We start from the raw sequence: 24,935 nt of genomic DNA on the forward strand, positions 1-24,935 counted from the left end.
AAAACCCATATCATCACCGTCCTGATAAGGGCCTGTTTTATTTGCTTAGAAACGGTAGTGAGAGAATGCTTTGTTGGCTTCAGCCATACGGTGCACATCTTCACGTTTTTTAACCGCTGCGCCTTTACCTTCAGCTGCATCAAGCAACTCACCAGCAAGACGTAAAGCCATAGTTTTTTCAGAACGCTTAGCAGCAGCATCTACTAACCAACGCATAGCCAAGGCAGTACGACGGGATGGGCGCACTTCCATAGGTACCTGGTATGTAGCACCACCAACACGGCGTGCTTTTACTTCGACCATAGGACGAACTTTTTCAAGCGTAGCTTCGAAAAATTCAACTGGGTCTACTTTAGATTTTTCTTGAACGCGGTCTAAAGCACCGTAAACGATACTTTCAGCAATAGATTTTTTACCATCTTGCATTACGTGGTTCATGAATTTAGCGATTGTTTGGCTACTGAACTTAGGATCCGGAAGGATTTCACGAGCAGCGACTACGCGACGTCTTGGCATTTTAAACTACCTATAAATATGACACTTCAGGTTTATCCAGCATGAGTACAAAGTGTCATGTACATTTCGCTGGCCTTACTACACGTCGCTTGAATTTCACAAAATTAAATGCAGAAATCAGACAAGCGAGACGATAAAGGATTGCAGTTCTAGCGAACTAAGAAATTGATCTCAAAAGATCAATTATTTCTTAGGACGTTTAGCACCGTATTTAGAACGTGACTGGTTACGATCTTTCACGCCAGCACAGTCTAAAGAACCACGAACGGTATGGTAACGTACACCTGGTAAGTCTTTAACACGACCACCACGGATTAGAACAACACTGTGCTCTTGCAAGTTATGGCCTTCACCACCGATGTAGCTTGATACTTCAAAGCCAGAAGTTAAGCGAACACGGCAAACTTTACGCATTGCTGAGTTAGGTTTTTTAGGTGTAGTTGTGTAAACACGTGTACAAACACCACGACGTTGTGGACAAGCCTTCAACGCAGGAACTTTTGATTTTTCAATCAAAGTCGTACGACCCTTGCGGATCAACTGATTTGTTGTTGCCATTTGGCAATTCTCCCGTTAATAAAAAGCCCCAAAAAACTACTACTTTTTGAGGGCATGCAATTGTAAGTCAAGATGCAAAATTGGTCAACATGATACAAGCGGGCAAATGTACATCTGCTAATGTTTACAATTGCCCATTACTTTCATATCCTTACTCTTTTTTCGCAGATCAATCTGCATCTTTTGTAACATCTTCAGTCGACTTTTTAGCAGAGGATTTTGTGGCTTTTTTCGGTTTCTGCTGCGCGGTTTCTGTTTCCGCTTCGCCCTGATCATTTTCAGCGGCAGATGCAGCGACTTCAGCTTGGTCTGTGACATCACCCTCAGCTTCTGCTTGCGCAAGAGTATCTTCGATCTCTTCAGGAGCAGGCTCACTCAGTGCTGGCTGCTGCACATGCTTTTCTGCCACTGGTTCTACCAGCTTATCTGCCAGCGTGTCTAAACCTTCACTGACCTTTTCATCCTTCGCTTCTTCTGTCACCTTGGTATCGGTCTTCTTCAATACTTTTACCTGAGTGATCTTGTCATTGCCTTCAATTGGAATATCTTTTTCCAGAATCAGCTCATCACCGGCATGACCATTCTTCTTGATATTTTCCAGCAGTTTTGGTGCAGCCTGTTGCAGTAGTGCTTTAGATTTCTCATACGCTTCTAATACAGAAGCAGAGCTATCACGATGCTGTAGCAAATATTGACGTGCATTTGAGAACACATCTTGTGCTTTCTGATTGACATCATCAACAAAGCGACGGCTATAGACTGCCCCTACCCCAGCACCTGCCAATGGTACCAACTTCGACAATTGTTCGATCAGGGAAACTTTCGGTATAGCGTTCATCCATTCCCATTTCGGCTGACCATCTTCCTGATTCAGGAACTTACGAAGTAGCTCGGTGTCATTGCTTGAACCCAGCATCGCTTGCAGCTGGGAAATATCATGTGTTTTTAAAGTTGAACCAAGCGCTCGCAAGCCCAATAACACGGTTTGCTTTTCTGCAATCAGACTCAAATCAATCTGACGAAAAATATGCTGCACGATATCTTGGTCTTCTTGTTTGCTCAGATCAAAACCATAAGAACGACCAACCTGATAAATGGTACGCAGCGCCAAGACCAATGATGCCGGAATATCAACCGCCGTACCAATCACCCCAGTTGCCCCTGAGAATGCACCTTGTACTGCAGCAATCCATTTATTCTGTTCACCAAATGCTTGGGAAATACGTTTAGAACGATCAACATCCTGAGTCAGCTCTTCCAGATCACGTACCCCTGCTTCATCCAGAATGGCATCCACAGAGCTAATGTCATTGGTGAACTGATTAAGATGATCAAAGAAATAGTCTGATACTTTTTCGCTAAACTTTGGCGAAATAAAATGAGTCACATTATTTACTGTATTGAAATGACGCCCAAACAATTGGCGCGACACACTTGGAAGATGTTCACGTAACATCTGCTGTGGATTGTCGTATTTTTTTGATTCAAATGGACTCTTGGCTTGAGCTGCGCCATTAATCACTTTATCTACATTTAATGCCTGTGTGACCTTCGAAACCGAATCAGGTGCAACATGGTTGAGTAGATCCAAACCTGTTGTACTGAACTTTTTCGCCACTCCAAATGCACTGGAGATGAAGCCATTTGATTGTTTATTATTGGTATTTGTCATTCCTTACCTCAGTCTGCACGTGCTTGTATTTTGTATAAATACTAGGTGCTAGCAGCGTTTATCTCAACCTTATTCTGTTTCATTTAGTAATCCCTCTGTGTAGGAATCTCTATTCGAATGTACAGCGTACTGGGCATAACATTTGCCATAAGATTTCAAAAATCTTTCTGTTATGATGTTCCTCATTGTGAACAATGGGTCAGCACTATATTTAACGCTTGATGAAAACGCTAAATATCTTCCCTGACCATAGAGATGAACTATAAGGATCTGTAGATGAAACGTGTTGTCATCACTGGTATGGGTATTAACTCATGCATCGGAAATACATTGGAAGATGTAACTCACTCTTTACAAAACGGGATTTCAGGCACACGTTTAAATCCAGTCTATGCTGAACTGAACTTTAAAAGTCATGTCAGCGCAGCTGCTGAGCAAAATTTTGACAATATCGACCGCAAGCTAAAACGCTTCATGGGCGTATGTGCAATGTATGCTTACAATGCAGCCGTGGCAGCCGTTGAACATGCCGGTTTGCAAGTTGAAGACTTAGCCAATAACCCACGTTATGGTATTGCTGGTGGTTCAGGCGGTGGTTCAACTGCGTCTGTGGTAGAAATGAAAGAACTTTTAGACACTAAAGGTGCGCGTAAAGTTGGTCCTTTCTTTGTACCACGCAACATGACCAATACCATTACTGCAAACGTCGGTGTGGCATTTAAATTACAAGGCGTAGCTCACTCAATTACCAGCGCATGTGCAACTTCTGCCGATGCCATTGGTTATGCTTATAACCTGATTCAAATGGGTAAACAGGATTTAATGCTTGCTGGTGGCGGCGAAGAAGATCACTGGTCACAAAGTTTGCTATTTGATGCCATGGGTGCGCTGTGTTCAAAATACAATGACACGCCTGAAACAGCATCTCGCCCATATTCAGCAGATCGTGATGGTTTCGTGATTGCTGGCGGTGGTGGTTTTGTGGTGCTTGAGTCACTTGAGCATGCACAAGCGCGTGGTGCGAAAATTCTGGCTGAAGTAGTGGGTTATGCTGCCAACTCTGATGGTGCAGACATGGTTGCTCCATCTGGTGAAGGTGCAACACGCTGTGTGCTGATGGCTTTAGAAGAAGCAAAACAGCACGGTGTAGACAAAATTGACTATGTAAATACGCATGGTACTTCTACTCCAGCGGGTGACATTACCGAGCTGAAAGCAATGGAACGTGCTTTTGGTGAAGGGAAAGTACCACCGCTAAGCTCAACCAAATCTATGACCGGTCACAGCCTCGGTGCTGCTGGTGTTCAGGAAGCCATTTATTCTGTATTGATGATGCAAAATGACTTTATTGCGCCAAACATCAACGTTACTGAGCTGGACGAAGGCGCGAAACCATTTGATATCGTGCTTGAAAAACGTGACGCAAAATTGAATACTGTGATGAGTAACAGTTTTGGTTTTGGCGGCGTAAATGCTTGTCTCGTTTTCAAAAAATGGGAAGGCTAAGCTGCCCATTTTAGGGTGACTTGATGGATGCTCCTTCTGATGCTTTTCTTTGGGTAAAAGCATTACATATTATTGCCGTGGTCTGCTGGTTTGCTGCATTGTTTTACCTGCCACGGCTTTATGTTTACCATGCCATGAGTGAAGATGCGGTCAGCCATATGCGTTTCCAGGTTATGGAACGCAAGCTATATCGCGGCATCATGTGGCCAGCAATGGTCGCAACACTGATTACGGCGCACTTTTTAGTGGATTGGGGTGATGCAACGCGTCATTACCATGAAGCTTTATGGTTCTATCTAAAAGTAGGACTGGTCGGGTTACTGGTGATTTACCACTTGGTTTGTGGCTATTACCGTAAAAAGTTATTGGAAGATGCGCATTACAAGTCACACAAGTTTTGGCGCTTCTTTAATGAAATGCCAACACTGATTTTATTTGCTGTAGTGATTTTAGTGGTGGTCAAACCGACCTTCTAATCTAAATGGCAAAAATAAAAAATCCCCGATCAGTCGGGGATTTTTTATGTCTTGTATTTTAAATTTTTACACAGCTATCCTGTTTCAGATTCAATTCAGGCAACTGCTGTTTTGGAAATGGTAGCTCTATACATAATTTTCCCTCTTTCTGAAAATAACGGCGACCTTCAGGATTTTGATTCAATAGTTCTAAATCGAGTGCTCCACTACTTAATGCATTAAAAGCTAGAATCTTATTATTCAAAATATGATTCATCAGCAAATATTTTTCAAAATTAGGCGTACTGACCTGAGCCAAGATATGCCCTACTGCATTTTTCAGACGCCATTTAGAAAGTGATGGATGCTCAATTGCTAAAAACTGCTGTTTCAGTTCAGTATAGGGCGTTTCCGAAAGTTTCCAGTAGACCTCATATTGTGTGACGATTGTATTAAAGGTCTTATTGGGTAAATACAACCATTCAAATTGCACAGAACTGGCTTCAGGTGAATGCGGTAAATATTGAGTCAATAAGTAATTTCCCATCAATTCATTTTGAAGACTTGTTTTTAAACCCAATTGATCTAAATCCAAATTTTTAAGCATAATTGGATTATTTTCATTTTTTTGATCTAAGCGAATTAAATCGATCATCTGACTGAGCCAATTCTGCATCAATATTTTCTCAATTAAAGACAGTCGATTTTGGGTAAAATCTAAAACCTGATGAAACTGCTGTGCATAAGTTTGTACTTTGCTACCTGAATCAAGCTGGATTTGAACCAGTTTAAGTAATTGTAAATTTCGGATATAGCTGTAACCAGGTCCGCTTGCCTGCGGCGGAATCACCAATGAAATATAATCTTTGCGTCCCAATAAATCTGAGAGTCGCTGTAAAGGAATACGCTCACGTGCCTGTAAAGCTTGTAGAGATTTTTTTTGCTCTATTACCAGTGCAGTAAATTGCTCTGGCGAGTTGTTCAAACTTATTTGCAGATTTTTCATTAGCTCAATTTCAGCTTCAGAAAAACCTTCTCGGGTCAGCTTTTCACTTAATCCCGAGTCGATCTTACGATGCTCATCAGCATTCTGATCACGAATATAGTTAGCCCATTCTCGATGGTAACGATAACGCCCCAGCGTATGAGGATTAACCTCGTCTTTGGCATCAATCCCTAATAAATAGAAATACGAATGTTGCTGAATATTCGCTGTATAGATTAAATCTGGCTGGATAAACTTTTTCGCAGTATCAGTTAAAGACTCATCTGTACGCATCCACTTGGCGGTGAGTACCAGAAGAATAATTACCCCCACAACACTAGCAGTCAACCACCACCAAATTTGCCACTTTGTTTTCCCTATCATATAGGTCCTTATTTTTAATTATAAATTTTTATTAAATTGTAATAATTAAAAAGGAGATTCACAAATTATTCTAATCACAATAAAAAAATCCTCGACTAGTCGGGGATTTTTATTTCTCAAGTTTATATCTCTAACTGAAGCTTACGTACCCGTGGTAGATATAACACACGATACGTCACCGCCAAGATTAATAACCACAGTGGACTAATCATTAACGCTTTTAAGGTATCCGGCTCCAGACTTAAGATCACCAAAGCAAAGAACAGGAACGCCAGCACAATATAAGACATCCATATCCCACCTGGCATCTTAAAGGTCGAAGTAGCATGCTTTTCAGGTTGCTGTTTACGGTAACGGATATAGCACACCATGATAATGCCCCAGATACTAATAAACAGGATCACACACAGTGAGCTTGCTAAAGTAAAAGCTTCCATCGTGTTTGGTACAAAGTACTGGAATGCTGCTCCGAGCAGAATAAAGGCACAAGAGAATATTAACCCTTTTGCAGGTACTGCACGACTAGAAAGTTGTGCCAAAGCTTGCGGTGCCTGACCACCACGTGCCAAACCAAACAACATACGGCTGGTTGAGAACACACCACTATTCATCGAAGACATCACTGATGACAAAACCACGAAGTTCATGATAATCGCTGAGGTTGGAATACCAGCATATAAGAACAGACTTACGAACGGACTTTGATCCGCAGGAATCTGACCCCATGGCGTTACTGCCATAATGACCAGCAACGACAATACATAGAACAGAATGATTCGGGTTGGAATCGCATTCACTGCTTTAGGTAGGTTCTTTTCCGGGTCTTTAGTTTCAGCCGCCATCGTACCAAGCAGCTCTACACCCACGAAGGCAAACATTGCGATCTGGAAACCTGCCAGGAAGCCGGTAGCACCTTTCGGGAACATCCCATCTGACCAGACATGACTAAAGCTCGCAGTCGCACCGCTTGGTGCCTGAAAACCACTAAAGACCATATAGCCGCCGACAAATATCAGCCCGATAATCGCCAAAATTTTGATTAAGGCAAACCAGAATTCAATCTCGCCAAATAATTTTACGGTAACTAAGTTAATACCCAGAATCAGCAATACACAGGCGGCACTGATGATGGCCTGCCCCATGGGGGTAAAGGCTGTACCTTCGGGTAACCAGAAATTGAGATAGTTAATAATCGCGGCTAGATCGGCAATACCAACCAAGACCCAACCCAGCCAGTACGACCAGCCGATGTAATAGCCTGCACCCGGTCCAATCAGATCATGCGCCATATCGATGAAAGATTTGTACTGCAGATTCGACAGCAGCATTTCCCCGAGTGCACGCATTAAAAAGAAAAACATCCCGCCAATGATCATATAGATCAGCAGGATCGAAGGACCAGCCAAGGCGATGGTTTTACCCGAACCCATAAACAGGCCAGTGCCGATACAGCCGCCAATGGCAATCATTTGTAGATGTCGATTGGACAGCTTGCGTTGTAACTCATGTTGCGACGGCGCTGCGTCATCTTTAGAGGGTGTAGTATTCATCTTTCGTTCCTTTTTCGCATCAAACCTTCACTCATCTGATCGGATTCCTTCCTGTAATCCTGAATGCAGATGTAGTTCCATTTAACAAGCTAAATGATCGGGTCTAATGCCTTTACAAAATCAGGTTGGGAGATATAAAAATCAGGCAACTTAAGGCTGTGCTGCAATCACTGCAATTTCAATCAGCCAGTCTGGATTGACCAGATTCGCCTGAATGGTGGCACGCGCCGGAGTTCCCTGACCTTGCAACCAGTGAATCCAGAGCTGGTTCACCGTTTGAAAATCTTCCAGGTTTTTTACGAACAGCTGTGCAGATAGCAGACGGCTTTTGTCTGTGCCTGCCAGTTTAAGCAGCTGATCAATCCTCATTAATACTTCACGCGTTTGACCCGTAATATCCTGACTGGTGCTATCCGGTACCTGTCCTGATAAATACACAGTCTTGTTGTGAATAGTCACAGCACTCATCACCTGATTGCTGCTGATACGTTGAATATCGTTATGTTCCGTCATCAATTTGTCCTCTCAATTTCTTTCGTTATTTAGTCAATATTTAATTTCAGCTTTCGACCTGAACTGGTACGCGTGCAGTGATGCCACACATCAACTCATAGCCAACTGTTCCTGAACCAGCAGCCACTTCATCGATTGGAAGAACTGTGCCATGGGAAGATTTCCCACACAGCACCACTTCACTACCGACTTTCGCTTGAGGAACAGCAGTCAGATCGACAGTCAGCATATCCATACTGACCCGACCGATGGTTTCGGTTCGAATACCATCCACTAATACTGGCGTACCTGTCTGGCTGATGCGCTGATAACCATCTGCATAACCACAGGCCACCACACCAATCCGCATTACCTGTTCTGCAACAAAATTGGAGCCATAACCCACGCTTTGACCGGCCTGAATATCTTGAATCGCAATGATCTCACTACGTAGACTCATGCTCGGTTTTAAGTTCCAGTCTTGAATGCTATGGGTAGGATAGTCAGGTGAGCTGCCGTAAAGCATAATACCGCTACGCACAATGTCAGATTGAATATGGGAATGATGGCGCAAGATAGCTGCGCTATTACTGACTGAGGTTTGACCTGCTAAAGGCTGAGTGATTTTCTTGAAAAGTGAATATTGGTAATCAATACCCTCTTGACCAAAACGCTGCCCATCAGCATCTGAGAAATGGGTCATATGGGTAATTGAACGCACATTTTCCAAAGCCTGAACTTGCTTGAAAATATCCGCATATTCATATGCCTGAAAACCTAAACGGTTCATACCGCTATTGAGTTTCAAGTACACATCAAATTTTGTATCAGGATTAATCTGCTGAAATTGCTCCAACCACTCGATTTGATGCTGGCTATGCAAGCTAAAACAGAGATTCAAGTTTGCACAGATTTCCAAGTCTTCTGCAGTAAAAACCCCTTCCAGCAGTATAATTTTGCCTTTCCAGCCAAGCGCACGTAAACGCTCTGCTTCAGCCAGATCGAGTAAAGCAAAACCATCTGCGGATTGAAATACAGGATAGACCCGCTCAATACCATGACCATAAGCATTGGCTTTTACCACAGCAAATACTTCGGTATTTGGAGCGGAGGCTTTGGCAATATTCAGGTTATGCTGCAGTGCATCTAAATGCACTACAGCTCGTATTGGACGTGGCATAGGTTCTTCCTTGAAACAGCAATTTACGCCGCGTGTGAGTAGCGTCCGAGTGAAAGTCCTTCTGTACTGATTTCAGTTTTATGATTCAGCACAATGTCACTAATCAACTTGCCCGAACCACAGGCCATGGTCCAACCTAAGGTGCCGTGTCCAGTGTTTAGGAACAGGTTTTTAAAACGTGTTGCGCCAATAATCGGCGTGCTATCTGGTGTCATTGGACGTAAGCCAGTCCAGAAGCTGGCTTCGGCTAAATCACCGCCGGGGAATAATTCCTGAGTGACCATTTCCAAAGTGGCACGGCGATTGTCTTTTAAATTACGGTTAAAACCACTCAATTCCGCCATACCGCCAACACGGATGCGCTGATCAAAGCGTGTGATGGCAATCTTATAGGTTTCATCCAGCACGGTAGATTGCGGTGCAAAATTGGCATCAACAATTGGAATCGTCAATGAATAGCCTTTGACTGGATAAACCGGTAAATCCAGATTCAATGGTTTTAAGAAATCACGTGAATAGCTACCAAATGCCAATACGTATTTATCTGCAGTTAACAGCTGACCATTCACGATTACACCTTTAATTTCATCGCCCTCAGTCACTAGCTGTTCTACATTCTGATTAAACTTAAACTGCACACCTAATTCTTTGGCAACATTGGCTAAGGCATTGGTGAATAAATAACAATCACCTGTTTCATCATTCGGTAAATGTAAGCCGCCTACTAATTTATCTTGAGCATGTGCCAAAGCTGGCTCAACTTTGGCGAGGTCAGCACCGAGTAATAATTCATGTGGCACGCCACATTCTTGCAACACAGCGATATCGCGTTGCACCATCTCTAACTGGGCTTCGTTACGGAATACCTGTAAAGTACCTTTAGAGCGGTGTTCATAGCTAATCCCAGTTTCCTTACGCAATTCACGTAAACAATCACGGCTGTATTCAGCCACACGGGTCATACGTTCCTTGTTAATGGCATAGCTGGCTGGATTACAGTTTTTCAGCATCTGCGCCATCCAGTTCAACTGCCACATACTGCCATCTAAATTAATGGCTAAAGGTGCATGATGCTGGAACATCCATTTCACTGCTTTAAACGGAATGCCCGGCGCTGCCCACGGTGTCGAATAGCCTGGAGAGATTTGCCCTGCATTACCAAAACTAGTTTCTTCAGCAGGTCCGGTTTGACGGTCAAGTACAGTCACATCTGCACCCTGCTGTGCCAGGTAATAGGCACTTGCCACACCGATTACACCACTACCTAAGACCAATACACGCATTGCCTTACCCTCAATATTTTTCTAGTCGATTTAACTAGTATATTTTTGGATCAATAGTGAATTTCACTGTTTTAAAGTAATATATTCAGTGAATCCACTAGATTTCTCGCGTAATTTAAAAAAAATAAGGGAATGATGAATGCGCAAATTAGACCGTATAGATCGCATGATCCTGGATATTCTGCAGCGCGATGGACGTATTGCCATCAGTGAACTGGCAGCCAAAGTGAATCTTTCTACCACCCCATGTTCTGAGCGTGTGAAGAGATTAGAACGTGATGGCATCATCATGGGTTATCACGCTCGCTTAAATCCAGAAAAACTAGAAAAGAACTTGCTGGTCTTTCTGGAAATTAAACTCTCGGCCAAATCCGGCGATGTCTTTGAACAGGTGGCACGAGACTTAAGCGAGATTCCAGAAGTCCTAGAATGTCATTTGATTTCGGGTGATTTTGATTACCTAGTAAAAGCACGATTAAAGGAAATGAGTGCTTATCGACGTCTGCTAGGTGATCTACTGAAAAAACTGCCTTCTTCTGCTTCTTCTCATAGTTATGTGGTGATGGAAGAAGTGAAAGAAACTTTATATCTGGATGTAGACTCTTAATAAGTCTTTTACTAACAATAAATTAATTTAATTTTTTTAAAAAAACTTACTTTTCTAACAAGTGTCATTTTTGAGCATACTTAAGACCAAAGTCTTAAGCACTCTGCATACCAATCGCTTAATTTTTAATTCACATGTTGCATGCAACATGCTAGTATAAATTTTATAACCAATTCAGATACTCGCTTGTACTGTAGTTACACCAGCTGCTATCCCGCTTTGCTGATTCTTGGTTAATCAATAATGTCGCTGTATTGATGATGTGCTTACGCATGCAATCAGCAGCCTTTTGCGCATCACCTGCGACCACTGCACTATGTAGCTCCAAGTGATCATCAAAAGTCTGCATGCAGTTTCTCGAAGTTGGAATGGTTGCAGAACCTGCAATCAAAACCTGATTTCGAGTATTACTGATGACATCAATCGCCTTTTGATTACCCACTATTTGCAGCAATGCCAAATGATAGTCACGGTCTGCTTTTAATGTTCCTGTGATGTTTTCTGATGAAGCCTGCAGCTTGAATTCTTCAAACAGAGCATTCAAGCGCTCAATATCAGCTTCTGTTCGAACTTCCGCTGCGCGATGAATTAGTGGAACTTCCAGCATGAGGCGGATTTGAAAAGATTCAATCATGGTAGGAAATGAGGTGGGAATAATGCGAATGCCTTTGTTCTTCTCAATTTTTACAATTCCGATCTTTTCCAGCATTTGAGCAGCTTCGCGGACGGGTGTGCGTGAAATGCCGCCCAGCATCTGACCCAACTCAGTTGCAGAATATAAAACATTGAATTGCAAATGATTATTAATAATTGCGTCCTGCAATATTTCAAATGCTTCTTCTGTCAATGTTTTAGGTTTTTGAATCAATTTCATGCGGTTTTACAAGGGAATAAATATGACTAACAAACATTATGCCATCATCGGAGGGGGAATCAATGGATTAGCTGTTGCCCGTCAACTCCTTCTCGATTTCCCTGATGCCAATGTAACAGTCTTTGAAAAAGAAACAGAAGTTGCAATGCACCAATCCAGCCATAACTCGGGCGTTGTACATGCAGGTCTGTACTATGAGCCAGGCGGCTTAAAGGCGCGCCTGTGCCGCCGCGGCGCGGAATTGGTTAAGCAATATTGTACAGAAAACAATATTCCCTATGATGAATGCGGTAAAGTGGTTGTTGCGTTATCTAAAGAAGAAGAAGGTCGTTTAGATGCTATCTATCAAAAATCTATAGCCAATAAAGTGCCTGATGTCAGCATTTTGACGGGCAGTGAAATTCAAGAAGTCGAACCAAACTGTATTGGCACTAAAGCACTGTATTCCCCACGCACTGCTATTGTCAGCTATGGCGAAATTGCACGCCACATTGCACAAGAAATTAAACAAAAAAACGGCACCTTAGTTCTTGGCCGAAAAGTCGTGAATTTAACCGAGCAGTACAATAAAATCACTGTTCATTTTGAAGGCGGCGATCATTATTCACAAACATTTAACTATGTTGTCACTTGTGCAGGCTTGCAGTCAGATCGTTTAGCTGCAAACTCTGGCGATATTGAAACACCTAAAATTGTGCCTTTCTTTGGCCAATACTATGTCATTGATGAGCAATTTAAAAGCCATGTCAAAGGCTTGATCTATCCAGTACCAGATCCTAAATATCCATTTTTGGGTGTGCATTTCACCAAACGTATTGATGGTCAAATGACCATCGGGCCAAACGCATTTATTTCCTTTGGCCGTGAAAATTATGAAGGCAACAAATTCAATATTTCAGATATCTACGATTTTCTAACTTATAAAGGTTTTTGGAAATTTTCATCGAAAAATATGTCTGCTGCCATACGTGAACTCAGAACGGTGCTTAGCCAGACCAACTTCGTTTCTGAAGCTGCCAAATATGTACCGTCGCTTGCAGATGTTTCTGTTGAACCCGCAACACGTGGTATCCGTGCGCAAGCGATGGAATCTGATGGTTCACTAGTAGACGATTTTGTAATCCGCAAGCAAGGCAACATTACCCATATCCGCAATGCTCCATCTCCGGGCGCAACCTCATCTCTTGCGATTGCCGAATATATTGTCCGGGAAATTATGACGCACCATTAATTCAACAGGAAACTCACTTAAAGGAATATTAAATGAGCAACACAAAAGAGACAGAAATCGAAAAAAAGAAGCGACTGAAGAAGGTTGCCACTGCAACCATCGTTGGTTCGATGTTGGAATGGTATGACTTTTACCTCTATGCAACTATGGCATCCATTGTATTCAGCAAGGTGTTTTTCGATAACTCAGATCCAAGCAGCGCAACTTTAAAAGCATTTGCAACTTTTGCTATCGGCTTTATTGCTCGCCCTATTGGCGGTTTATTTTTTGGCTATTTTGGCGATAAATATGGCCGAAAAAAAATGCTGTTTGTTACCTTCTTACTGATGGGACTATGCACCACTGCAATCGGCTTCATTCCAACCTATGAATCAATTGGTATTTGGGCTGCGATATTATTAGTGTTCTTCCGAATTATTCAAGGTCTCGGTGCAGGTGCAGAGTTTGCAGGCGCTGCCATTACTTCTTATGAACACGCATCTGAAGAGAAACGCGGCAGCCAAGGCGCCTGGCCTGCACTTGGTCTGAATTTAGGCCTATTGCTTTCATCCCTTACCGTATTCATTCTGACTTTAAATGGTGATGAATTCTTAGTTAATGGCGGATGGCGTATTCCATTTATTCTAAGTTTTATTTTAGTACTTGTAGGCTTATGGGTTCGTAAGAGTCTGCCAGAAACACCTGACTATGAAGAAGCGCATGTCAAAAAAGCTGAAGTCAAAAACCCTTTTAAAGACATCATGAAAACCAACATGAAAGGCTTAATGGTAGTATTTGTGGCAGCCATTGGCTACAACGCTTTGAGCTATATCTTCAAGACTTTCTCTTTAGCCTATTTAACGCAGTTCCAAGGCGTAAGCGCACATGTTACTTCTTTATCTGTAACCATTGCCAGCTTAGTAGCAATTTTCAGTGTGCCGTTCTTTGGCTGGCTATGTGATAAGTGGAATAGTAAAAAAGTCCTAATGATGGGCGGTATTCTATCTGTACTATTTGCCTATCCATTTATAAAACTTTTAGAAACTGGCGACAGCACGTTTATTTACATTGCAATTGCAATTGGTACGGGTATTTTAGCACCAATGATGTTTGCGCCTCAGGGATCATTCCTAAGCCGTCAATTCGCTGTTGAAAACCGATCCACGGGGGTGGGTTCAGGTCGTGAAATCGGTACAGCCATTGCTGGCGGTTTAGCTCCTCTAGGTGCGCTCTCGTTGGTTGCAGCATCTCCAACCCATTCAACCACTAGTGTAATCATTATCTTGGCTATCTCTGGTATTTTGGTGGCAATTGCAGCGGTCTGCGATCAAGGCGCTAAATTTTCCAAACATAAAAATTAAAAGGGTGTAAATATAAAAAAGGCGCTTTAAGCGCCTTTTTTATATTTTTAATTTAGAAATGAAACAGACTGAGATCATCTCTTCCCTATTAACTCTTAAGCTGGAATACGCAAAACTTGACCCGGGAAAATATCATCCGCATTTTTCAGTAAAGGGCGATTTGCCTCGAAAATCTTGTTGTACTGATTGGCATCACCGTAAAACTCTTTCGAAATTTTGGATAAGGTATCACCCGATTTAACCGTATAAAACTTACTTTCCGGCTCTGGGCTGGCTACTGTGAGCTGGTCGTCGACTTTCGCTACATGGTCAATGTTGCCCACGGCCAGAATAATCTTTTCACGATCGGCTTGGCTTTGCACCTGCCCTTTCACCGTTGCCAGATCAGTACTGCCATTATAGGTGACCGATAGACCTGAAATAGGTAGGCCCAGTGACTTGATGTGTCCCAATAACTTATTGGCAATTTCTTGTGCCGATGGCTCTGCCGGAGCCGCTTTCGGTGCAGCCGTAGGCGCTTTTTGCGTGGCAGGTGTCTGTTGAGGTTCTGCCGCTGCAGTATTTTTCTTACCAATACCTTTTACAAAATCAAAAATACCCATTGAAGGCTCCCTTTATTGTTGTCTGATTTCTATCTCCCTATTGTTTATAGCGGAATTCATCTAAGCAAAAGTTAATCATTGGTAAGCTTCCTGTTAAGGAATGTAAGTCCTTAATAGCTAAAATCCAGGCACAAAAAAACCACCTTGCGGTGGTCTTTAGGCTTAGCAAAGCTAAGAATCAACAATTAACCAAGTTTTTTAGAAACGTAGTCGATCGCAGATTGAACAGTTGTGATTTCGTTAGAATCTTCATCAGGAATAGTGATGTCGAAGTCATTTTCGAAAGACATTACCAATTCAACTAGGTCTAGAGAGTCAGCACCTAAGTCATCCATGAAAGATGCTTCGTTTTTAATCTCTTCGATTTTGATACCAAGTTGTTCTGCAACCGCTTGCTTAACGCGTTGTTCGATATCGCTCACAGGAATTCTCCTCATTGCTTGTGGCGTTTTTAATGCCGTTAGTTTAATTGAATCTATTAAATTTGGAAAGTTTATACTTGAGCCACTTAGCTCATGTATAAACCGCCATTCACATGAATTACAGTACCTGTAATGTAACTTGCCTTATCCGAAGCCAAGAAACTTACGGCATTCGCGATATCTTGTGGATCACCGAGACGGTTTAATGCCACTTGATCACTCATTTTTTTGCGAATTTCTTCACTTAACTGTTCTGTCATTTCTGTCGCAATAAAGCCAGGCGCCACAGAGTTTACCGTAATTTGACGACTACCCATTTCTTTTGCAAGGCTGCGGCTAAATGCTTCAATACCCGCTTTGGCAGCAGAATAGTTCGCTTGACCCGGGTTAGCAAAATGCGCCACCACAGAACTGATATTAATAATACGGCCAAAACGTGCCTTGGTCATACCTTTCAGCACACGTTTAGATAAACGATAAACGGCTTTCAGATGGATGTTCAGGATATCGTCCCAGTCATCTTCTGACATACGCAGCAACAGGTTATCTTTGGTAATGCCCGCATTGTTTACCAATGCAAGGACTGAACCATAGTTCTGTTCGATTTCAGTTACCAGTGTATCAATGGCTGCGCCATCACGTACATCAAGGACTTTACCGGCACCATTTTCAGCAAACTGTGCAGATAATTTTTCAGCACCGGCTTCTGAAGTCGCAGTACCTACAACAAAATAACCGTCTTGAATTAATTGTTGTGCAATTGCAGCACCAATGCCGCGGCTTGCACCTGTCACCAAGGCAACTTTACGTTCCTGTGTCATGCAATTTTCCCTTCTGCCACCAATACGGTGTTCAACGCATCTTCCAGACGAGATTGGGTATCTAGCGGAAGTGCTTTTTCGATATTTGGTAAACGTTTTGCCATGTTAGCAAGCACATTACCCGGACCGCATTCCACGATATATGCAACGCCTTCGTCTTGAAGGAATTGCAGTGTTTTGGTCCACTGTACAGATTCATACAATTGCGCAGTCAGTGCCTGACGTAATGCATTCACATCTGTCGCAATGTTTGCGCCCACATTTTGTATTACAGGAATACGTGGTAGCTCAATGGCAGTTTGTTCCAAAGCCGTAGCAAACTGTTCAGCGGCAGGTTTCATCAGCGAACAGTGTGATGGAACAGATACTGGTAATGCGATCGCTTTAGCGCCATTCTCTTTCGCCAGCTCAATTACCGCATCCACACGATCTTTATTCCCAGCAACAACCACTTGGCCTTTGGCATTGTAGTTGGCTGCTTCAACCGAACCTTCGCCAGCTGCAGTCGCTTGTGCGCAGAGTTCAACAACTTGAGCATCTTCCAGACCCAAAATCGCTGCCATTGCTCCCACACCTTGTGGTACTGCATCTTGCATCAACTTACCGCGTAGGTTCACTAATTTGACTGCGTCACCCAAGCTTAAAGCACCAGCCGCAACCAGCGCGCTATATTCACCCAAAGAGTGGCCTGCCAGGTATTTCGGCGCTACACCGCCTAGTTCCAACCATACACGCCATAAAGCAATAGAAGCTGTTAATAGTACCGGTTGGGTAAATTCAGTTTGATTCAGTCCTTCACCAGTTTGTGCAATCTGCCAAAGATCGAAGCCTACTGCTTCCGATGCCTCAGCAAACGTATCACGCACACTACTAAACTGCTCAGCCAGTTCAGCGAGCATGCCCGCCTTCTGCGATCCCTGACCCGGGAATACAAATGCAGTTTTGGTTGCCTGAGCTGCTTGCTCGAGTTGTTTAGCAGACATAATAAAATCCTTTCAATTAAGAGGCGCTAATCTTCTAGGTATTGATGAAAATTAACAGGTAAAACCACCTAACTCATTGTGGAGCGCAATTTAACACGTAATTTTGACCACAGTAATTGCCAAATACAACAAAAACCGAGCTTTTAGTCTATTTTATAAAAACATGAAATAAAAAAAGGGAGCTTAACGCTCCCATTTTTTCTATCAAGCTTGACGCTTAATACATCATCAATTATTCAGCAGATGCTTTAGCGAATAATTGACGACCACGGTAGATACCATCTTTAGATACGTGGTGACGACGATGAGTTTCACCAGTAGCTTGATCTACAGTTAATGCATTCTCAGTTAAAGCGTCATGTGAACGGCGCATGTCACGGCGAGAGCGACTTTTACGGTTTTGCTGAACGGCCATGATGGCTCCTTACAAATATCGAAAAAATGGATCAGAACAAATTCGATTGTCTTATACATATGAGTATAACACAAAAATTAGTTAAGTTTACCCTTCAAAGCTGCCAAAACTTCAAACGGATTGTCCCGTTTTTCTTCAACAACTTCTTCTTGAGCGGGTTGGTGCTTATGCTCACAAACATCATGCTTAGGAGACAACGGCATCAACAATAACAATTCATCTTCTATGAGTGCCAGTAAATCAGCGGTCGCAGGTGCATCATATGAACCTTTCGTCGTTGCTTCACTTTCACCTAAGACGATGAAATCAGCATCCTCATCCAAGCGCTCTATCAGTGATTCGTCATCCACAAGGGCAAGATGAAAATCTGAAACAAGTTCGATCTCAACGGTTTCCAGACAACGCTGACATTCCATTGGAACTTTTGTTTCAACATGGCCATCTAGCCACACAATGCGATGATAAGCATCCATTGATAGCTTACAGTCTATGTTAATCAATTGATCATCAATTGATCCAACAGCTTCACGAGCAATACGAACAAAGCGAGATAATGGCAGGGTTCCTGACCATACAAAGCCCTGTTCAGCCCATTTAAACGGCTCAATCTGTGCCGGAAAGGTATTTGCTGACATAATTAAGGCGGCAATTCTACAAATTCATCAGAACTCTGTCAAAGATTAAGATACAATTTTGCACTTATTTAGACAGACCAATTGGGTAATTTCAGTCATGCATCTGTTGCAGCCGCAAACAGAAGTGAATGTTTCATCACTCGTTAGCACACTTTCAACTCTGGATTCTGACAGCTCACTACAGCAAGTGCAACGCTTACCATGGGCGAATTTATCGTCAGAAGCAGAACAGGTTGATTGGCTCATCTTACACTTTAATCATTGGTTTTCCCACCTAAATGTCACTTTAGTCCGTGGTGATTTTGAACCAGAATATTTCCCGGCTACTGAGGATGCTCCTGCCCGTATTCAGTTTGCGCATGGTTTCTTTAATAGTGCCCTGCATGAGATCAGCCATTGGACCATTGCCGGTGACAAACGTCGTCTGCTACCCGATCTAGGCTATTGGTATGCGCCAGATGGCCGTACCCAGGAACAACAAGCTCTATTTGAACAGGTGGAAATCAAACCTCAAGCGATTGAATGGATGTTTGCCAAAGCCTTTGGACGTAAATTCCGCGTGTCTTTGGACAACCTGACTGGCGATGGCGGCGATGGCACCAGCTTTAAAGATAATGTCCATGCGCAAGTACAGCGTTATTTTAATGGTGAAGCCAAGTTGCCCCGTGACGCAAAATGTTTTATTGATTGTATCTGCGCCTGCACACGGAATGGCAAAAGTTTACAATCCGACGAATTTCTTCGTGAAATGCTTGATTAAATTATACAAATTTACCGTTATTGGGATTGCATGTCCTCCGCATGCAATCCCATAATAAAGTCAGCACAGGATCGGAGGCAGAGTTTATGTTGCATTTACGCGTACACCCAGACAATCCCCAACCACGTTTGATCTCACAGGCGGTGGAACGTATCCGTGCCGGTGATGTGATTGTTTATCCGACGGATGCGGCTTATGCAATTGGCTGCCAGATCGGAAATAAAAATGCCATGGAACGGATTGCCCAGATTCGTGGTTTAGGTCCTAAGCACCAATATGCCATTCTCTGCTGTGACTTATCCGACCTTGCGACTTATGCCAAAGTGGACAATGCCGTATATCGTTTGCTGAAAAATAATACACCTGCGGTGACTACTTTTATTCTTCCGGCAACCAGTGAAGTGCCTAAACGCTTAATGCACCCAAAGAAAAAGACTATTGGTTTACGTATTCCCACCAATCCTGTGTGTCAGATGCTGCTTCAAGAACTGGGTGAACCACTGCTGACCTCTACCCTGATCCTGCCAGATCAGACCGATCCTTTAGATGATCCATATGACATCGAAATGCAGCTTAGTAAGCGTATTGATGTGTTTATCGACAGTGGTCTAGGAACATTAAGTACGACTTCTATTGTGGACTTATCAGGCGATCAGCCTGAAGTGATCCGTCGTGGTGTCGGTGATGTGAGTGCTTTTGAATAAACAAAGCTGCTTCTGATTAAGTCTCGGGAGAAATTAAAATGGATTTATTTTATATCCTCCTGAATCAGCATGAATTTCCTGCACAGCATCTGATTTATACTGAATTACCGTGGACTTTGCAATCCAAAGCAATTTCCATCGAAAAAACTTCTAGCCCTGCCTTCAGCCTAAATATCGACAATATTGAGTATCAATATTTCCTCGATGTCGTGATGATAAGAAAGCTGCTACAAACTTATTCAACCAGCAGTGTCTGTCTAGAAAATACCTGCCAGCGTGTTATTGAATATGCATTAAGGGAACAGGATCAGAAAACCTTTATAACTGACGCAAAGTCATAAAATTCGGACATTGCGATAGCTTTTGTTCATGATGCATCAGTTCAGCACCTAGTTTATTCTTTAAGTGAATATGAAAAGTGATCTGGTCTTCTTCCAGTACATTCAGCATCGCCGTGCGCGCTTTGGCTTCCAATACTTTAAAGGTTTCTATCGATGCACAAGGCATGCTCTGCATTTGTACCTGCACTTGAGCTGGTAGTGTGCTGCCTTCGTATAAGGTATTGCGCATATAAAAACGGATATTCGGATATTGATCCAGCACATCAAAGTCTACTTTCGCTGCCTGCATCAGCGGCTGATAATTCGCCTTAAACTGGGCAAATCCACCGGATTTTAAATTGGTTCGCGCTTCGTCTTCGAGTTGCATGATTTGATATTTGGGATAGCCCCAGAATACCCCCAAGCCAATCATGGGAATAAGTACAAGAATAATAGGCATATTGGTCACCCGCCCTGTTTTTAGTTATTTTATTAATCAGTGTATTTTTCTGAGATATTAGAATATTTTTTAGCGATAGATATCTGTTTTAAGGATTTATTTTTCATATGTTTGCTTTTTAAATTACCAATAAAAAATACTTTCCTTCTGATCCAAGCCGCCATATTTGTCATTTCTGACAACCGATTTAAATGGGCCTAAGCCAAGTAGAAGTGTATTTTCATGACTCTAAATTACCGCTTGGGAAAGTATGGCCTTATTTCATATGATCAAAAATCGAAAAATAGCCGTAAAAGCTACTGTTTTTTTGTATCTAGCAGCATATCCAATTTATTTAGAGGTATTTTTCGAGTACACTAACATTAACTTTTTACATGCTTTTTCTTTCGATGTGATATCGAAGAATCAGCCTTCATGCCTTTGAAAATTCGCGTGGCCAACAACTGTATATGAATCAAAGTATCCATAATATGATGGAACCTACTCCACACATCCGTGTACTGGATGAATGGCAGGAGACGATTCCTGAGGATCTTTACATTCCTCCGTCAGCGTTTGAAATCCTGTTAGAGCATTTCGAAGGCCCGCTCGACTTTTTAATTTACCTGATCCAAAAAAATGGCTTCGACTTATTACAAGTCGACATCGCACCAATTGCAGCCCAGTACCTGTCCTATATGGATGCGATGAAGTCACTCAATATTGAACTGACCGCAGACTATATGGTGATGGCCGCGCTATTGGCTGATCTTAAATCGCGTTTACTGCTTCCGAAACCGAAAAGTATTTCTGCGACCGAGCAAGATCCAAAACAGGAACTGATCGATCGTCTGGAAAATTATTTACGCATTAAGCAGGCCGCAGAACGCCTGAATCAGATGAGCGTGCTTGAGCGCGATACCTTTGAGACTAATGTCAGCTTAGGTGAGTTCATTCAGCCGAATGAAGGTCACAATGTTGATCTACTGCGTGATGCCCTTCTGTGTATCTTTAATCGCCCTGAACCGGTAATTCATCAGGTACAGCAAGAACCGGTACTACTTGAAGAACGGATTGCCTATATCGAAAGTTGCCTGGAAACCGGTGAAGTACTTTCTTTTGCAGATTTACTTAAACCAAGCCAAGGCCGTATGGGTATGGTGGTGACATTTCTGGCGGTTCTGGAACTGACCCGCCAACAAAAAATTCAGATTATTGCTACAGGCGTTGAAGCCCCGCTCGCAATTCAGGGAGCACCTTTATGACCATTGACCACAGCTCAGTTCTCACAGCGGAAGACAATTTGCATGATGTTTTAATGCAGCTGGAAGCTATTATCTTCGCGAGTGATTCAGCAGTGTCTCTGGCACGCCTTAAAGAAGCGTTTCAGGATCGATATAGCAAGCAGGAATTACGTCAGTACTTGCAGCAGCTGTCTATGCTCATGCATGGCCGCTCGATTGAACTGATTGAAACTGCTCAAGGTTTCCGTTTTCAAGTACGTGCAAAGTATCGTAATATTATTGCTCAGACATGGCCCGAGCGACCAGCGCGCTTATCCCCTTCATTACTTGAAACCTTGGCCGTGATTGCCTATCACCAACCGGTGACCCGGGCAGATATAGAACAAATTCGTGGTGTCACGAACAACAGTCAGATTTTGCGTTCGCTATTTGACTGGAACTGGATTAAAGAATCCGGATTTCGTGAACTCCCTGGAAGACCTGCGTTGTTAGTGACAACGCCACAATTTTTGAATGCATTTGGTTTAACTAGTTTAGGCCAATTGCCTCCCCTGCAGGATGCCAAGGAAGCTTTTATGGCCCTCGATGCAAATGCATCGAAGTCATAAATAGGTGAACTGTTGATAATTATTTCTAAGGTTATGCTGTCATGAGTGAAAAATTGCAAAAGGTGCTTGCACGCGTTGGTTTGGGTTCTCGCCGTTATATGGAAGAAGTCATTGCCGCTGGTCGTGTAAGTGTGAATGGGCAAGTTGCCCAAGTGGGTGAACGTATCGAACCAGGTGATGAGCTTCGCATCGATGGTCGTAAGGTACAATTCCAGATTGAAGACGAAATTCGTCGTCGCGTACTGATTTACTATAAGCCTGAAGGCGAAATCTGTTCACGTAACGACCCTGAACAACGTCCAACCGTGTTTGATAACCTGCCTACGATTCAAGGCGATCGTTGGGTGATGGTTGGCCGTCTGGATATTAACTCAACTGGTCTGCTACTTTTCACAAATGACGGTGAACTGGCGAATCGTCTGATGCACCCTTCAAATGAAATCGAACGTGAATATGCGGTTCGTGTCATGGGTGAAGTAACACCTGAGCTGAAAAACAACATGCTCAAAGGTGTGGTACTGGATGATGGTCCAGCAAAATTTGAATCATTCTCTGAGCTTGGTGGTGATGGTATTAACCGTTGGTATCAAGTCGTTGTGAAAGAAGGTCGTAACCGTGAAGTACGTCGTATCTTCGAATCACAAGGTCTGAAAGTAAGCCGTCTGCTTCGTACCCGTTACGGTACAGTGATTCTTCCACGTGAACTACGTACTGGTCGCTGGATTGAACTAGATAAACAGGACATCGATAACTTGGCAAAAGCTGTTGAGCTTAAACCACGCCAAGGTACTGGCTTGTACGGCATGGCAAAACGCCGTTCTGAACGTATGCAAGAAAAACCAATGGCAGCACGCCGTGGTGGCTTCTTACGTCAGCAACGTCGTGACAGTGATGAACCAGCAGCAAACACTGGCCGTGAGCGTCGCGAAGGTGGTTTTGGCCGTCGTGACAATAATCAAGCTGGTTCACAGTTTGGACGTCGTGAAAACCAGAATGGCACTCAGTTTGTACGTCGTGACAGCCGCCCTGAACAAGGTTTTGGTCGTCGTGAAGAACGTGATGAAAATGCACCACGTCGTCCTTATGGCGTAAACAAAGGCTTTAATAAATTTTAATATCTCTTAAAAACGGATTAAAATAGGGTCACTTCGGTGGCTCTTTTTTTGCCTTTTATTTTAATAATAAAAATGACGACAAGAATGACAAAACATTATTACACACAGGCTATGAACCGTCCTTATCCTTTATTTTTTATGGCGCATACAGTGTTTCCATTCTTTCTATTCCATTATTCAGTTTGGCAAAGAGAGGATCCAAACCGTAGTTCACTTCCCTTCTCAGAAACACAATTTTTTCAGGATTTCTTTACCCAAACTTTATATTATCTTGATCCATTCATCACCAGCTTGATTCTTTTGATGGCCTTTTGGGTTCTATGTTCAAACATCATTGAATCTAAACGCATGCTATATATTTCTGATGAACACATTTCATGGGTGATTTTTGGTTACCGTTATAAAACCGTTGTACGATGCCAAGATATTCAACAGATTCAATATATTGAAATTCCACCTAAAGATAAAAATCAAACCGTGTTATTACGCTTTAAAACACACAATAATGAATACGATCTCAAGCTCAGTGATTTTGATGAAGTGAATCAAAATTTAATATTAGAACAATTATCACAATACCAAGTTGACTTGCTTCAACATCAAAACAATAGATACTCTCAAGCATAAAAAATCCCGCTATATCAGCAGGATTTTTTTCTTTGCAATTCAATCTTACATTTGCGATTGAATATAATTTTGCAGGCCAATCAGCTCGATCAGGCGTAATTGTTTTTCAAGCCAGTAAGTATGATCTTCTTCTGTATCCGACATTTGCTGACGTAGCATGTCACGGGTTACGTAGTCACCCTTCTCTTCACACAGTTTCACGCCTGCTGCCAGCTTTTGACGAACATCATATTCCAGTTTCAGGTCAGCTTTCAGGCAGCTCACCACATCTTCGCCGATCTCAACATCATCACGGGTCATGTTCGGTGTGCCTTCCAGGAACAGAACACGGCGAATAATCGCATCCGCATGCTGTGCTTCTTCCTGCATTTCATGATCGATACGTTCAAAGATTTTGGTCAGGCCCCAATCTTCATACATACGAGAATGGATCAGGTATTGGTCGCGAGCAGCCAGTTCGCCACCGATCAACATATTCAAATAATCTACGACTTCTGGATTACCGCGCATTTTTATAACTCCCTACCTTTATGGACTTATTATGGAGAAAAGCATCTGGATTTGCAAAAGAAAAATTTCGTAAATATATGATTTTTAACTAATTAAA

29 protein-coding genes are annotated in these 24,935 nt (G+C 42.6%); 12 read left to right on the top strand and 17 right to left on the bottom strand.

All coding sequences use genetic code 11. From position 1 onward, the window contains the following. Positions 1–45: 45 nt before the first annotated feature. The 3 genes from rpsG to BS636_RS01880 form a co-directional block, all read right to left on the bottom strand. A complete protein-coding gene (gene rpsG / locus BS636_RS01870) occupies positions 46–516 on the bottom strand; it encodes a 30S ribosomal protein S7 (protein ID WP_067728659.1) in 471 nt (156 codons plus the stop codon). Between the two features lie 183 nt (positions 517–699). Beyond that, positions 700–1,074, bottom strand: a complete 375-nt coding sequence (gene rpsL, locus BS636_RS01875; RefSeq protein WP_004638184.1) for a 30S ribosomal protein S12 — start codon at positions 1,072–1,074, stop codon at positions 700–702. A 169-nt stretch (positions 1,075–1,243) separates the two neighbouring features. After that, positions 1,244–2,746, bottom strand: coding sequence for an EcsC family protein (locus BS636_RS01880; protein WP_099337267.1), 1,503 nt, complete (start codon positions 2,744–2,746; stop codon positions 1,244–1,246). A gap of 276 nt (positions 2,747–3,022) precedes the next feature. Here BS636_RS01880 and BS636_RS01885 point away from each other — a divergent pair, with 276 nt between their 5' ends. Continuing rightward, a complete protein-coding gene (locus BS636_RS01885; protein ID WP_099337268.1) occupies positions 3,023–4,252 on the top strand; it encodes a beta-ketoacyl-ACP synthase II in 1,230 nt (409 codons plus the stop codon). Positions 4,253–4,275: 23 nt separating this feature from the next. Then, complete coding sequence (gene hemJ, locus BS636_RS01890; RefSeq protein ID WP_099337269.1) at positions 4,276–4,728, top strand: protoporphyrinogen oxidase HemJ; 453 nt, start codon at positions 4,276–4,278, stop codon at positions 4,726–4,728. Positions 4,729–4,786: 58 nt separating this feature from the next. Here the strand turns inward: hemJ and BS636_RS01895 are convergent, their stop codons facing one another. From BS636_RS01895 to BS636_RS01915, 5 genes are all read right to left on the bottom strand, one after another. Next, positions 4,787–6,076: a hypothetical protein gene (locus BS636_RS01895; protein WP_099337270.1), complete on the bottom strand. Its 1,290-nt coding sequence runs from the start codon at positions 6,074–6,076 to the stop codon at positions 4,787–4,789. 122 nt (positions 6,077–6,198) lie between these two features. After that, entirely contained in the window at positions 6,199–7,626 is a 1,428-nt protein-coding gene (locus BS636_RS01900) for an amino acid permease (protein WP_099337271.1), read from the bottom strand. Between the two features lie 150 nt (positions 7,627–7,776). Continuing rightward, positions 7,777–8,139, bottom strand: a complete 363-nt coding sequence (locus BS636_RS01905; RefSeq protein ID WP_099337272.1) for a RidA family protein — start codon at positions 8,137–8,139, stop codon at positions 7,777–7,779. A 46-nt stretch (positions 8,140–8,185) separates the two neighbouring features. Continuing rightward, positions 8,186–9,298: an alanine racemase gene (gene alr / locus BS636_RS01910; RefSeq protein WP_099337273.1), complete on the bottom strand. Its 1,113-nt coding sequence runs from the start codon at positions 9,296–9,298 to the stop codon at positions 8,186–8,188. Positions 9,299–9,321: 23 nt separating this feature from the next. Continuing rightward, complete coding sequence (locus tag BS636_RS01915; RefSeq protein WP_099337274.1) at positions 9,322–10,581, bottom strand: D-amino acid dehydrogenase; 1,260 nt, start codon at positions 10,579–10,581, stop codon at positions 9,322–9,324. Positions 10,582–10,720: 139 nt separating this feature from the next. On the opposite strand from BS636_RS01915, the gene BS636_RS01920 reads away from it, so the two are divergent. Beyond that, on the top strand, positions 10,721–11,188 hold the full coding sequence (locus tag BS636_RS01920; protein ID WP_099337275.1) for an Lrp/AsnC ligand binding domain-containing protein: 468 nt from the start codon (positions 10,721–10,723) through the stop codon (positions 11,186–11,188). Positions 11,189–11,351: 163 nt separating this feature from the next. On the opposite strand, the gene BS636_RS01925 is transcribed toward BS636_RS01920, so the two are convergent. Further along, positions 11,352–12,062, bottom strand: a complete 711-nt coding sequence (locus tag BS636_RS01925) for a GntR family transcriptional regulator (protein WP_099337276.1) — start codon at positions 12,060–12,062, stop codon at positions 11,352–11,354. A gap of 22 nt (positions 12,063–12,084) precedes the next feature. Between BS636_RS01925 and lhgO the strand changes: the two genes are divergently transcribed. Together lhgO and BS636_RS01935 are read left to right on the top strand one after the other, a co-directional pair. After that, on the top strand, positions 12,085–13,293 hold the full coding sequence (lhgO, locus tag BS636_RS01930; protein ID WP_099337277.1) for an L-2-hydroxyglutarate oxidase: 1,209 nt from the start codon (positions 12,085–12,087) through the stop codon (positions 13,291–13,293). Between the two features lie 32 nt (positions 13,294–13,325). Further along, complete coding sequence (locus tag BS636_RS01935; protein WP_099337278.1) at positions 13,326–14,633, top strand: MFS transporter; 1,308 nt, start codon at positions 13,326–13,328, stop codon at positions 14,631–14,633. Between the two features lie 95 nt (positions 14,634–14,728). Here BS636_RS01935 and lysM read toward each other — a convergent pair whose 3' ends face one another. The 6 genes from lysM to BS636_RS01965 all read right to left on the bottom strand — a co-directional run bounded on the left by lysM (position 14,729) and on the right by BS636_RS01965 (position 18,511). Further along, positions 14,729–15,235, bottom strand: coding sequence for a peptidoglycan-binding protein LysM (lysM, locus tag BS636_RS01940; RefSeq protein WP_099337279.1), 507 nt, complete (start codon positions 15,233–15,235; stop codon positions 14,729–14,731). A gap of 185 nt (positions 15,236–15,420) precedes the next feature. Further along, positions 15,421–15,657, bottom strand: coding sequence for an acyl carrier protein (gene acpP, locus BS636_RS01945; protein ID WP_004646101.1), 237 nt, complete (start codon positions 15,655–15,657; stop codon positions 15,421–15,423). 86 nt (positions 15,658–15,743) lie between these two features. Then, entirely contained in the window at positions 15,744–16,478 is a 735-nt protein-coding gene (gene fabG / locus BS636_RS01950) for a 3-oxoacyl-ACP reductase FabG (protein WP_099337280.1), read from the bottom strand. Then, positions 16,475–17,461 carry an ACP S-malonyltransferase gene (gene fabD, locus BS636_RS01955; protein ID WP_099337281.1) on the bottom strand — a complete coding sequence of 329 codons (987 nt, stop codon included), beginning with the start codon at positions 17,459–17,461 and terminating at the stop codon, positions 16,475–16,477. The genes fabG and fabD overlap by 4 nt, the downstream gene beginning before the upstream one ends. A 232-nt stretch (positions 17,462–17,693) precedes the next feature. Then, entirely contained in the window at positions 17,694–17,876 is a 183-nt protein-coding gene (rpmF, locus tag BS636_RS01960) for a 50S ribosomal protein L32 (protein ID WP_004279227.1), read from the bottom strand. A 77-nt stretch (positions 17,877–17,953) separates the two neighbouring features. Beyond that, positions 17,954–18,511 (bottom strand): YceD family protein, encoded by a 558-nt coding sequence (locus BS636_RS01965; RefSeq protein ID WP_099337282.1) that lies wholly within the window; start codon positions 18,509–18,511, stop codon positions 17,954–17,956. 97 nt (positions 18,512–18,608) lie between these two features. Here BS636_RS01965 and BS636_RS01970 point away from each other — a divergent pair, with 97 nt between their 5' ends. The 3 genes from BS636_RS01970 to BS636_RS01980 all read left to right on the top strand — a co-directional run bounded on the left by BS636_RS01970 (position 18,609) and on the right by BS636_RS01980 (position 20,316). Beyond that, positions 18,609–19,271: an elongation factor P hydroxylase gene (locus BS636_RS01970; RefSeq protein WP_099337283.1), complete on the top strand. Its 663-nt coding sequence runs from the start codon at positions 18,609–18,611 to the stop codon at positions 19,269–19,271. An 86-nt stretch (positions 19,272–19,357) separates the two neighbouring features. Continuing rightward, positions 19,358–19,975 carry an L-threonylcarbamoyladenylate synthase gene (locus BS636_RS01975; protein WP_099337284.1) on the top strand — a complete coding sequence of 206 codons (618 nt, stop codon included), beginning with the start codon at positions 19,358–19,360 and terminating at the stop codon, positions 19,973–19,975. Positions 19,976–20,013: 38 nt separating this feature from the next. Beyond that, complete coding sequence (locus tag BS636_RS01980) at positions 20,014–20,316, top strand: hypothetical protein (protein WP_099337285.1); 303 nt, start codon at positions 20,014–20,016, stop codon at positions 20,314–20,316. Here the strand turns inward: BS636_RS01980 and BS636_RS01985 are convergent. After that, positions 20,294–20,755: a hypothetical protein gene (locus BS636_RS01985; RefSeq protein ID WP_099337286.1), complete on the bottom strand. Its 462-nt coding sequence runs from the start codon at positions 20,753–20,755 to the stop codon at positions 20,294–20,296. The two genes, BS636_RS01980 and BS636_RS01985, sit on opposite strands and share 23 nt — an antisense overlap. 449 nt (positions 20,756–21,204) lie before the next feature. Between BS636_RS01985 and BS636_RS01990 the strand changes: the two genes are divergently transcribed. The 4 genes from BS636_RS01990 to BS636_RS02005 all read left to right on the top strand — a co-directional run bounded on the left by BS636_RS01990 (position 21,205) and on the right by BS636_RS02005 (position 24,328). Continuing rightward, positions 21,205–21,999 (top strand): segregation and condensation protein A, encoded by a 795-nt coding sequence (locus tag BS636_RS01990; RefSeq protein ID WP_099337287.1) that lies wholly within the window; start codon positions 21,205–21,207, stop codon positions 21,997–21,999. After that, on the top strand, positions 21,996–22,586 hold the full coding sequence (scpB, locus tag BS636_RS01995; RefSeq protein WP_099337288.1) for an SMC-Scp complex subunit ScpB: 591 nt from the start codon (positions 21,996–21,998) through the stop codon (positions 22,584–22,586). The genes BS636_RS01990 and scpB overlap by 4 nt, the downstream gene beginning before the upstream one ends. A 41-nt stretch (positions 22,587–22,627) precedes the next feature. Continuing rightward, positions 22,628–23,701: a 23S rRNA pseudouridine(2605) synthase RluB gene (rluB, locus tag BS636_RS02000; RefSeq protein ID WP_099337289.1), complete on the top strand. Its 1,074-nt coding sequence runs from the start codon at positions 22,628–22,630 to the stop codon at positions 23,699–23,701. Positions 23,702–23,785: 84 nt separating this feature from the next. Continuing rightward, complete coding sequence (locus tag BS636_RS02005; RefSeq protein WP_150128988.1) at positions 23,786–24,328, top strand: hypothetical protein; 543 nt, start codon at positions 23,786–23,788, stop codon at positions 24,326–24,328. Between the two features lie 45 nt (positions 24,329–24,373). Here BS636_RS02005 and ftn read toward each other — a convergent pair whose 3' ends face one another. Continuing rightward, positions 24,374–24,838, bottom strand: coding sequence for a heteropolymeric bacterioferritin subunit Ftn (ftn, locus tag BS636_RS02010; RefSeq protein ID WP_099337291.1), 465 nt, complete (start codon positions 24,836–24,838; stop codon positions 24,374–24,376). Positions 24,839–24,935 lie beyond the last annotated feature (97 nt).

It is taken from the genome of Acinetobacter sp. LoGeW2-3 (genome assembly GCF_002688565.1).
Classification (GTDB): Bacteria; Pseudomonadota; Gammaproteobacteria; order Pseudomonadales; family Moraxellaceae; genus Acinetobacter.

Coding starts and splice junctions, on each gene's coding strand:
- BS636_RS01925 (WP_099337276.1), bottom strand. CDS start 12,062: ATGAAATTGATTCAAAAACCTAAAACATTGACAGAAGAAGCATTTGAA.
- BS636_RS01900 (WP_099337271.1), bottom strand. CDS start 7,626: ATGAATACTACACCCTCTAAAGATGACGCAGCGCCGTCGCAACATGAG.
- BS636_RS01880 (WP_099337267.1), bottom strand. CDS start 2,746: ATGACAAATACCAATAATAAACAATCAAATGGCTTCATCTCCAGTGCA.
- lysM (WP_099337279.1), bottom strand. CDS start 15,235: ATGGGTATTTTTGATTTTGTAAAAGGTATTGGTAAGAAAAATACTGCA.
- scpB (WP_099337288.1), top strand. CDS start 21,996: ATGACCATTGACCACAGCTCAGTTCTCACAGCGGAAGACAATTTGCAT.
- BS636_RS01970 (WP_099337283.1), top strand. CDS start 18,609: ATGCATCTGTTGCAGCCGCAAACAGAAGTGAATGTTTCATCACTCGTT.
- fabG (WP_099337280.1), bottom strand. CDS start 16,478: ATGACACAGGAACGTAAAGTTGCCTTGGTGACAGGTGCAAGCCGCGGC.
- hemJ (WP_099337269.1), top strand. CDS start 4,276: ATGGATGCTCCTTCTGATGCTTTTCTTTGGGTAAAAGCATTACATATT.
- BS636_RS01990 (WP_099337287.1), top strand. CDS start 21,205: ATGAATCAAAGTATCCATAATATGATGGAACCTACTCCACACATCCGT.
- BS636_RS01985 (WP_099337286.1), bottom strand. CDS start 20,755: ATGCCTATTATTCTTGTACTTATTCCCATGATTGGCTTGGGGGTATTC.
- alr (WP_099337273.1), bottom strand. CDS start 9,298: ATGCCACGTCCAATACGAGCTGTAGTGCATTTAGATGCACTGCAGCAT.
- BS636_RS01885 (WP_099337268.1), top strand. CDS start 3,023: ATGAAACGTGTTGTCATCACTGGTATGGGTATTAACTCATGCATCGGA.
- rpmF (WP_004279227.1), bottom strand. CDS start 17,876: ATGGCCGTTCAGCAAAACCGTAAAAGTCGCTCTCGCCGTGACATGCGC.
- ftn (WP_099337291.1), bottom strand. CDS start 24,838: ATGCGCGGTAATCCAGAAGTCGTAGATTATTTGAATATGTTGATCGGT.
- rluB (WP_099337289.1), top strand. CDS start 22,628: ATGAGTGAAAAATTGCAAAAGGTGCTTGCACGCGTTGGTTTGGGTTCT.
- BS636_RS01935 (WP_099337278.1), top strand. CDS start 13,326: ATGAGCAACACAAAAGAGACAGAAATCGAAAAAAAGAAGCGACTGAAG.
- BS636_RS01920 (WP_099337275.1), top strand. CDS start 10,721: ATGCGCAAATTAGACCGTATAGATCGCATGATCCTGGATATTCTGCAG.
- BS636_RS01905 (WP_099337272.1), bottom strand. CDS start 8,139: ATGACGGAACATAACGATATTCAACGTATCAGCAGCAATCAGGTGATG.
- rpsL (WP_004638184.1), bottom strand. CDS start 1,074: ATGGCAACAACAAATCAGTTGATCCGCAAGGGTCGTACGACTTTGATT.
- BS636_RS01975 (WP_099337284.1), top strand. CDS start 19,358: ATGTTGCATTTACGCGTACACCCAGACAATCCCCAACCACGTTTGATC.
- BS636_RS01895 (WP_099337270.1), bottom strand. CDS start 6,076: ATGATAGGGAAAACAAAGTGGCAAATTTGGTGGTGGTTGACTGCTAGT.
- BS636_RS02005 (WP_150128988.1), top strand. CDS start 23,786: ATGACAAAACATTATTACACACAGGCTATGAACCGTCCTTATCCTTTA.
- BS636_RS01915 (WP_099337274.1), bottom strand. CDS start 10,581: ATGCGTGTATTGGTCTTAGGTAGTGGTGTAATCGGTGTGGCAAGTGCC.
- fabD (WP_099337281.1), bottom strand. CDS start 17,461: ATGTCTGCTAAACAACTCGAGCAAGCAGCTCAGGCAACCAAAACTGCA.
- lhgO (WP_099337277.1), top strand. CDS start 12,085: ATGACTAACAAACATTATGCCATCATCGGAGGGGGAATCAATGGATTA.
- BS636_RS01965 (WP_099337282.1), bottom strand. CDS start 18,511: ATGTCAGCAAATACCTTTCCGGCACAGATTGAGCCGTTTAAATGGGCT.
- rpsG (WP_067728659.1), bottom strand. CDS start 516: ATGCCAAGACGTCGCGTAGTCGCTGCTCGTGAAATCCTTCCGGATCCT.
- BS636_RS01980 (WP_099337285.1), top strand. CDS start 20,014: ATGGATTTATTTTATATCCTCCTGAATCAGCATGAATTTCCTGCACAG.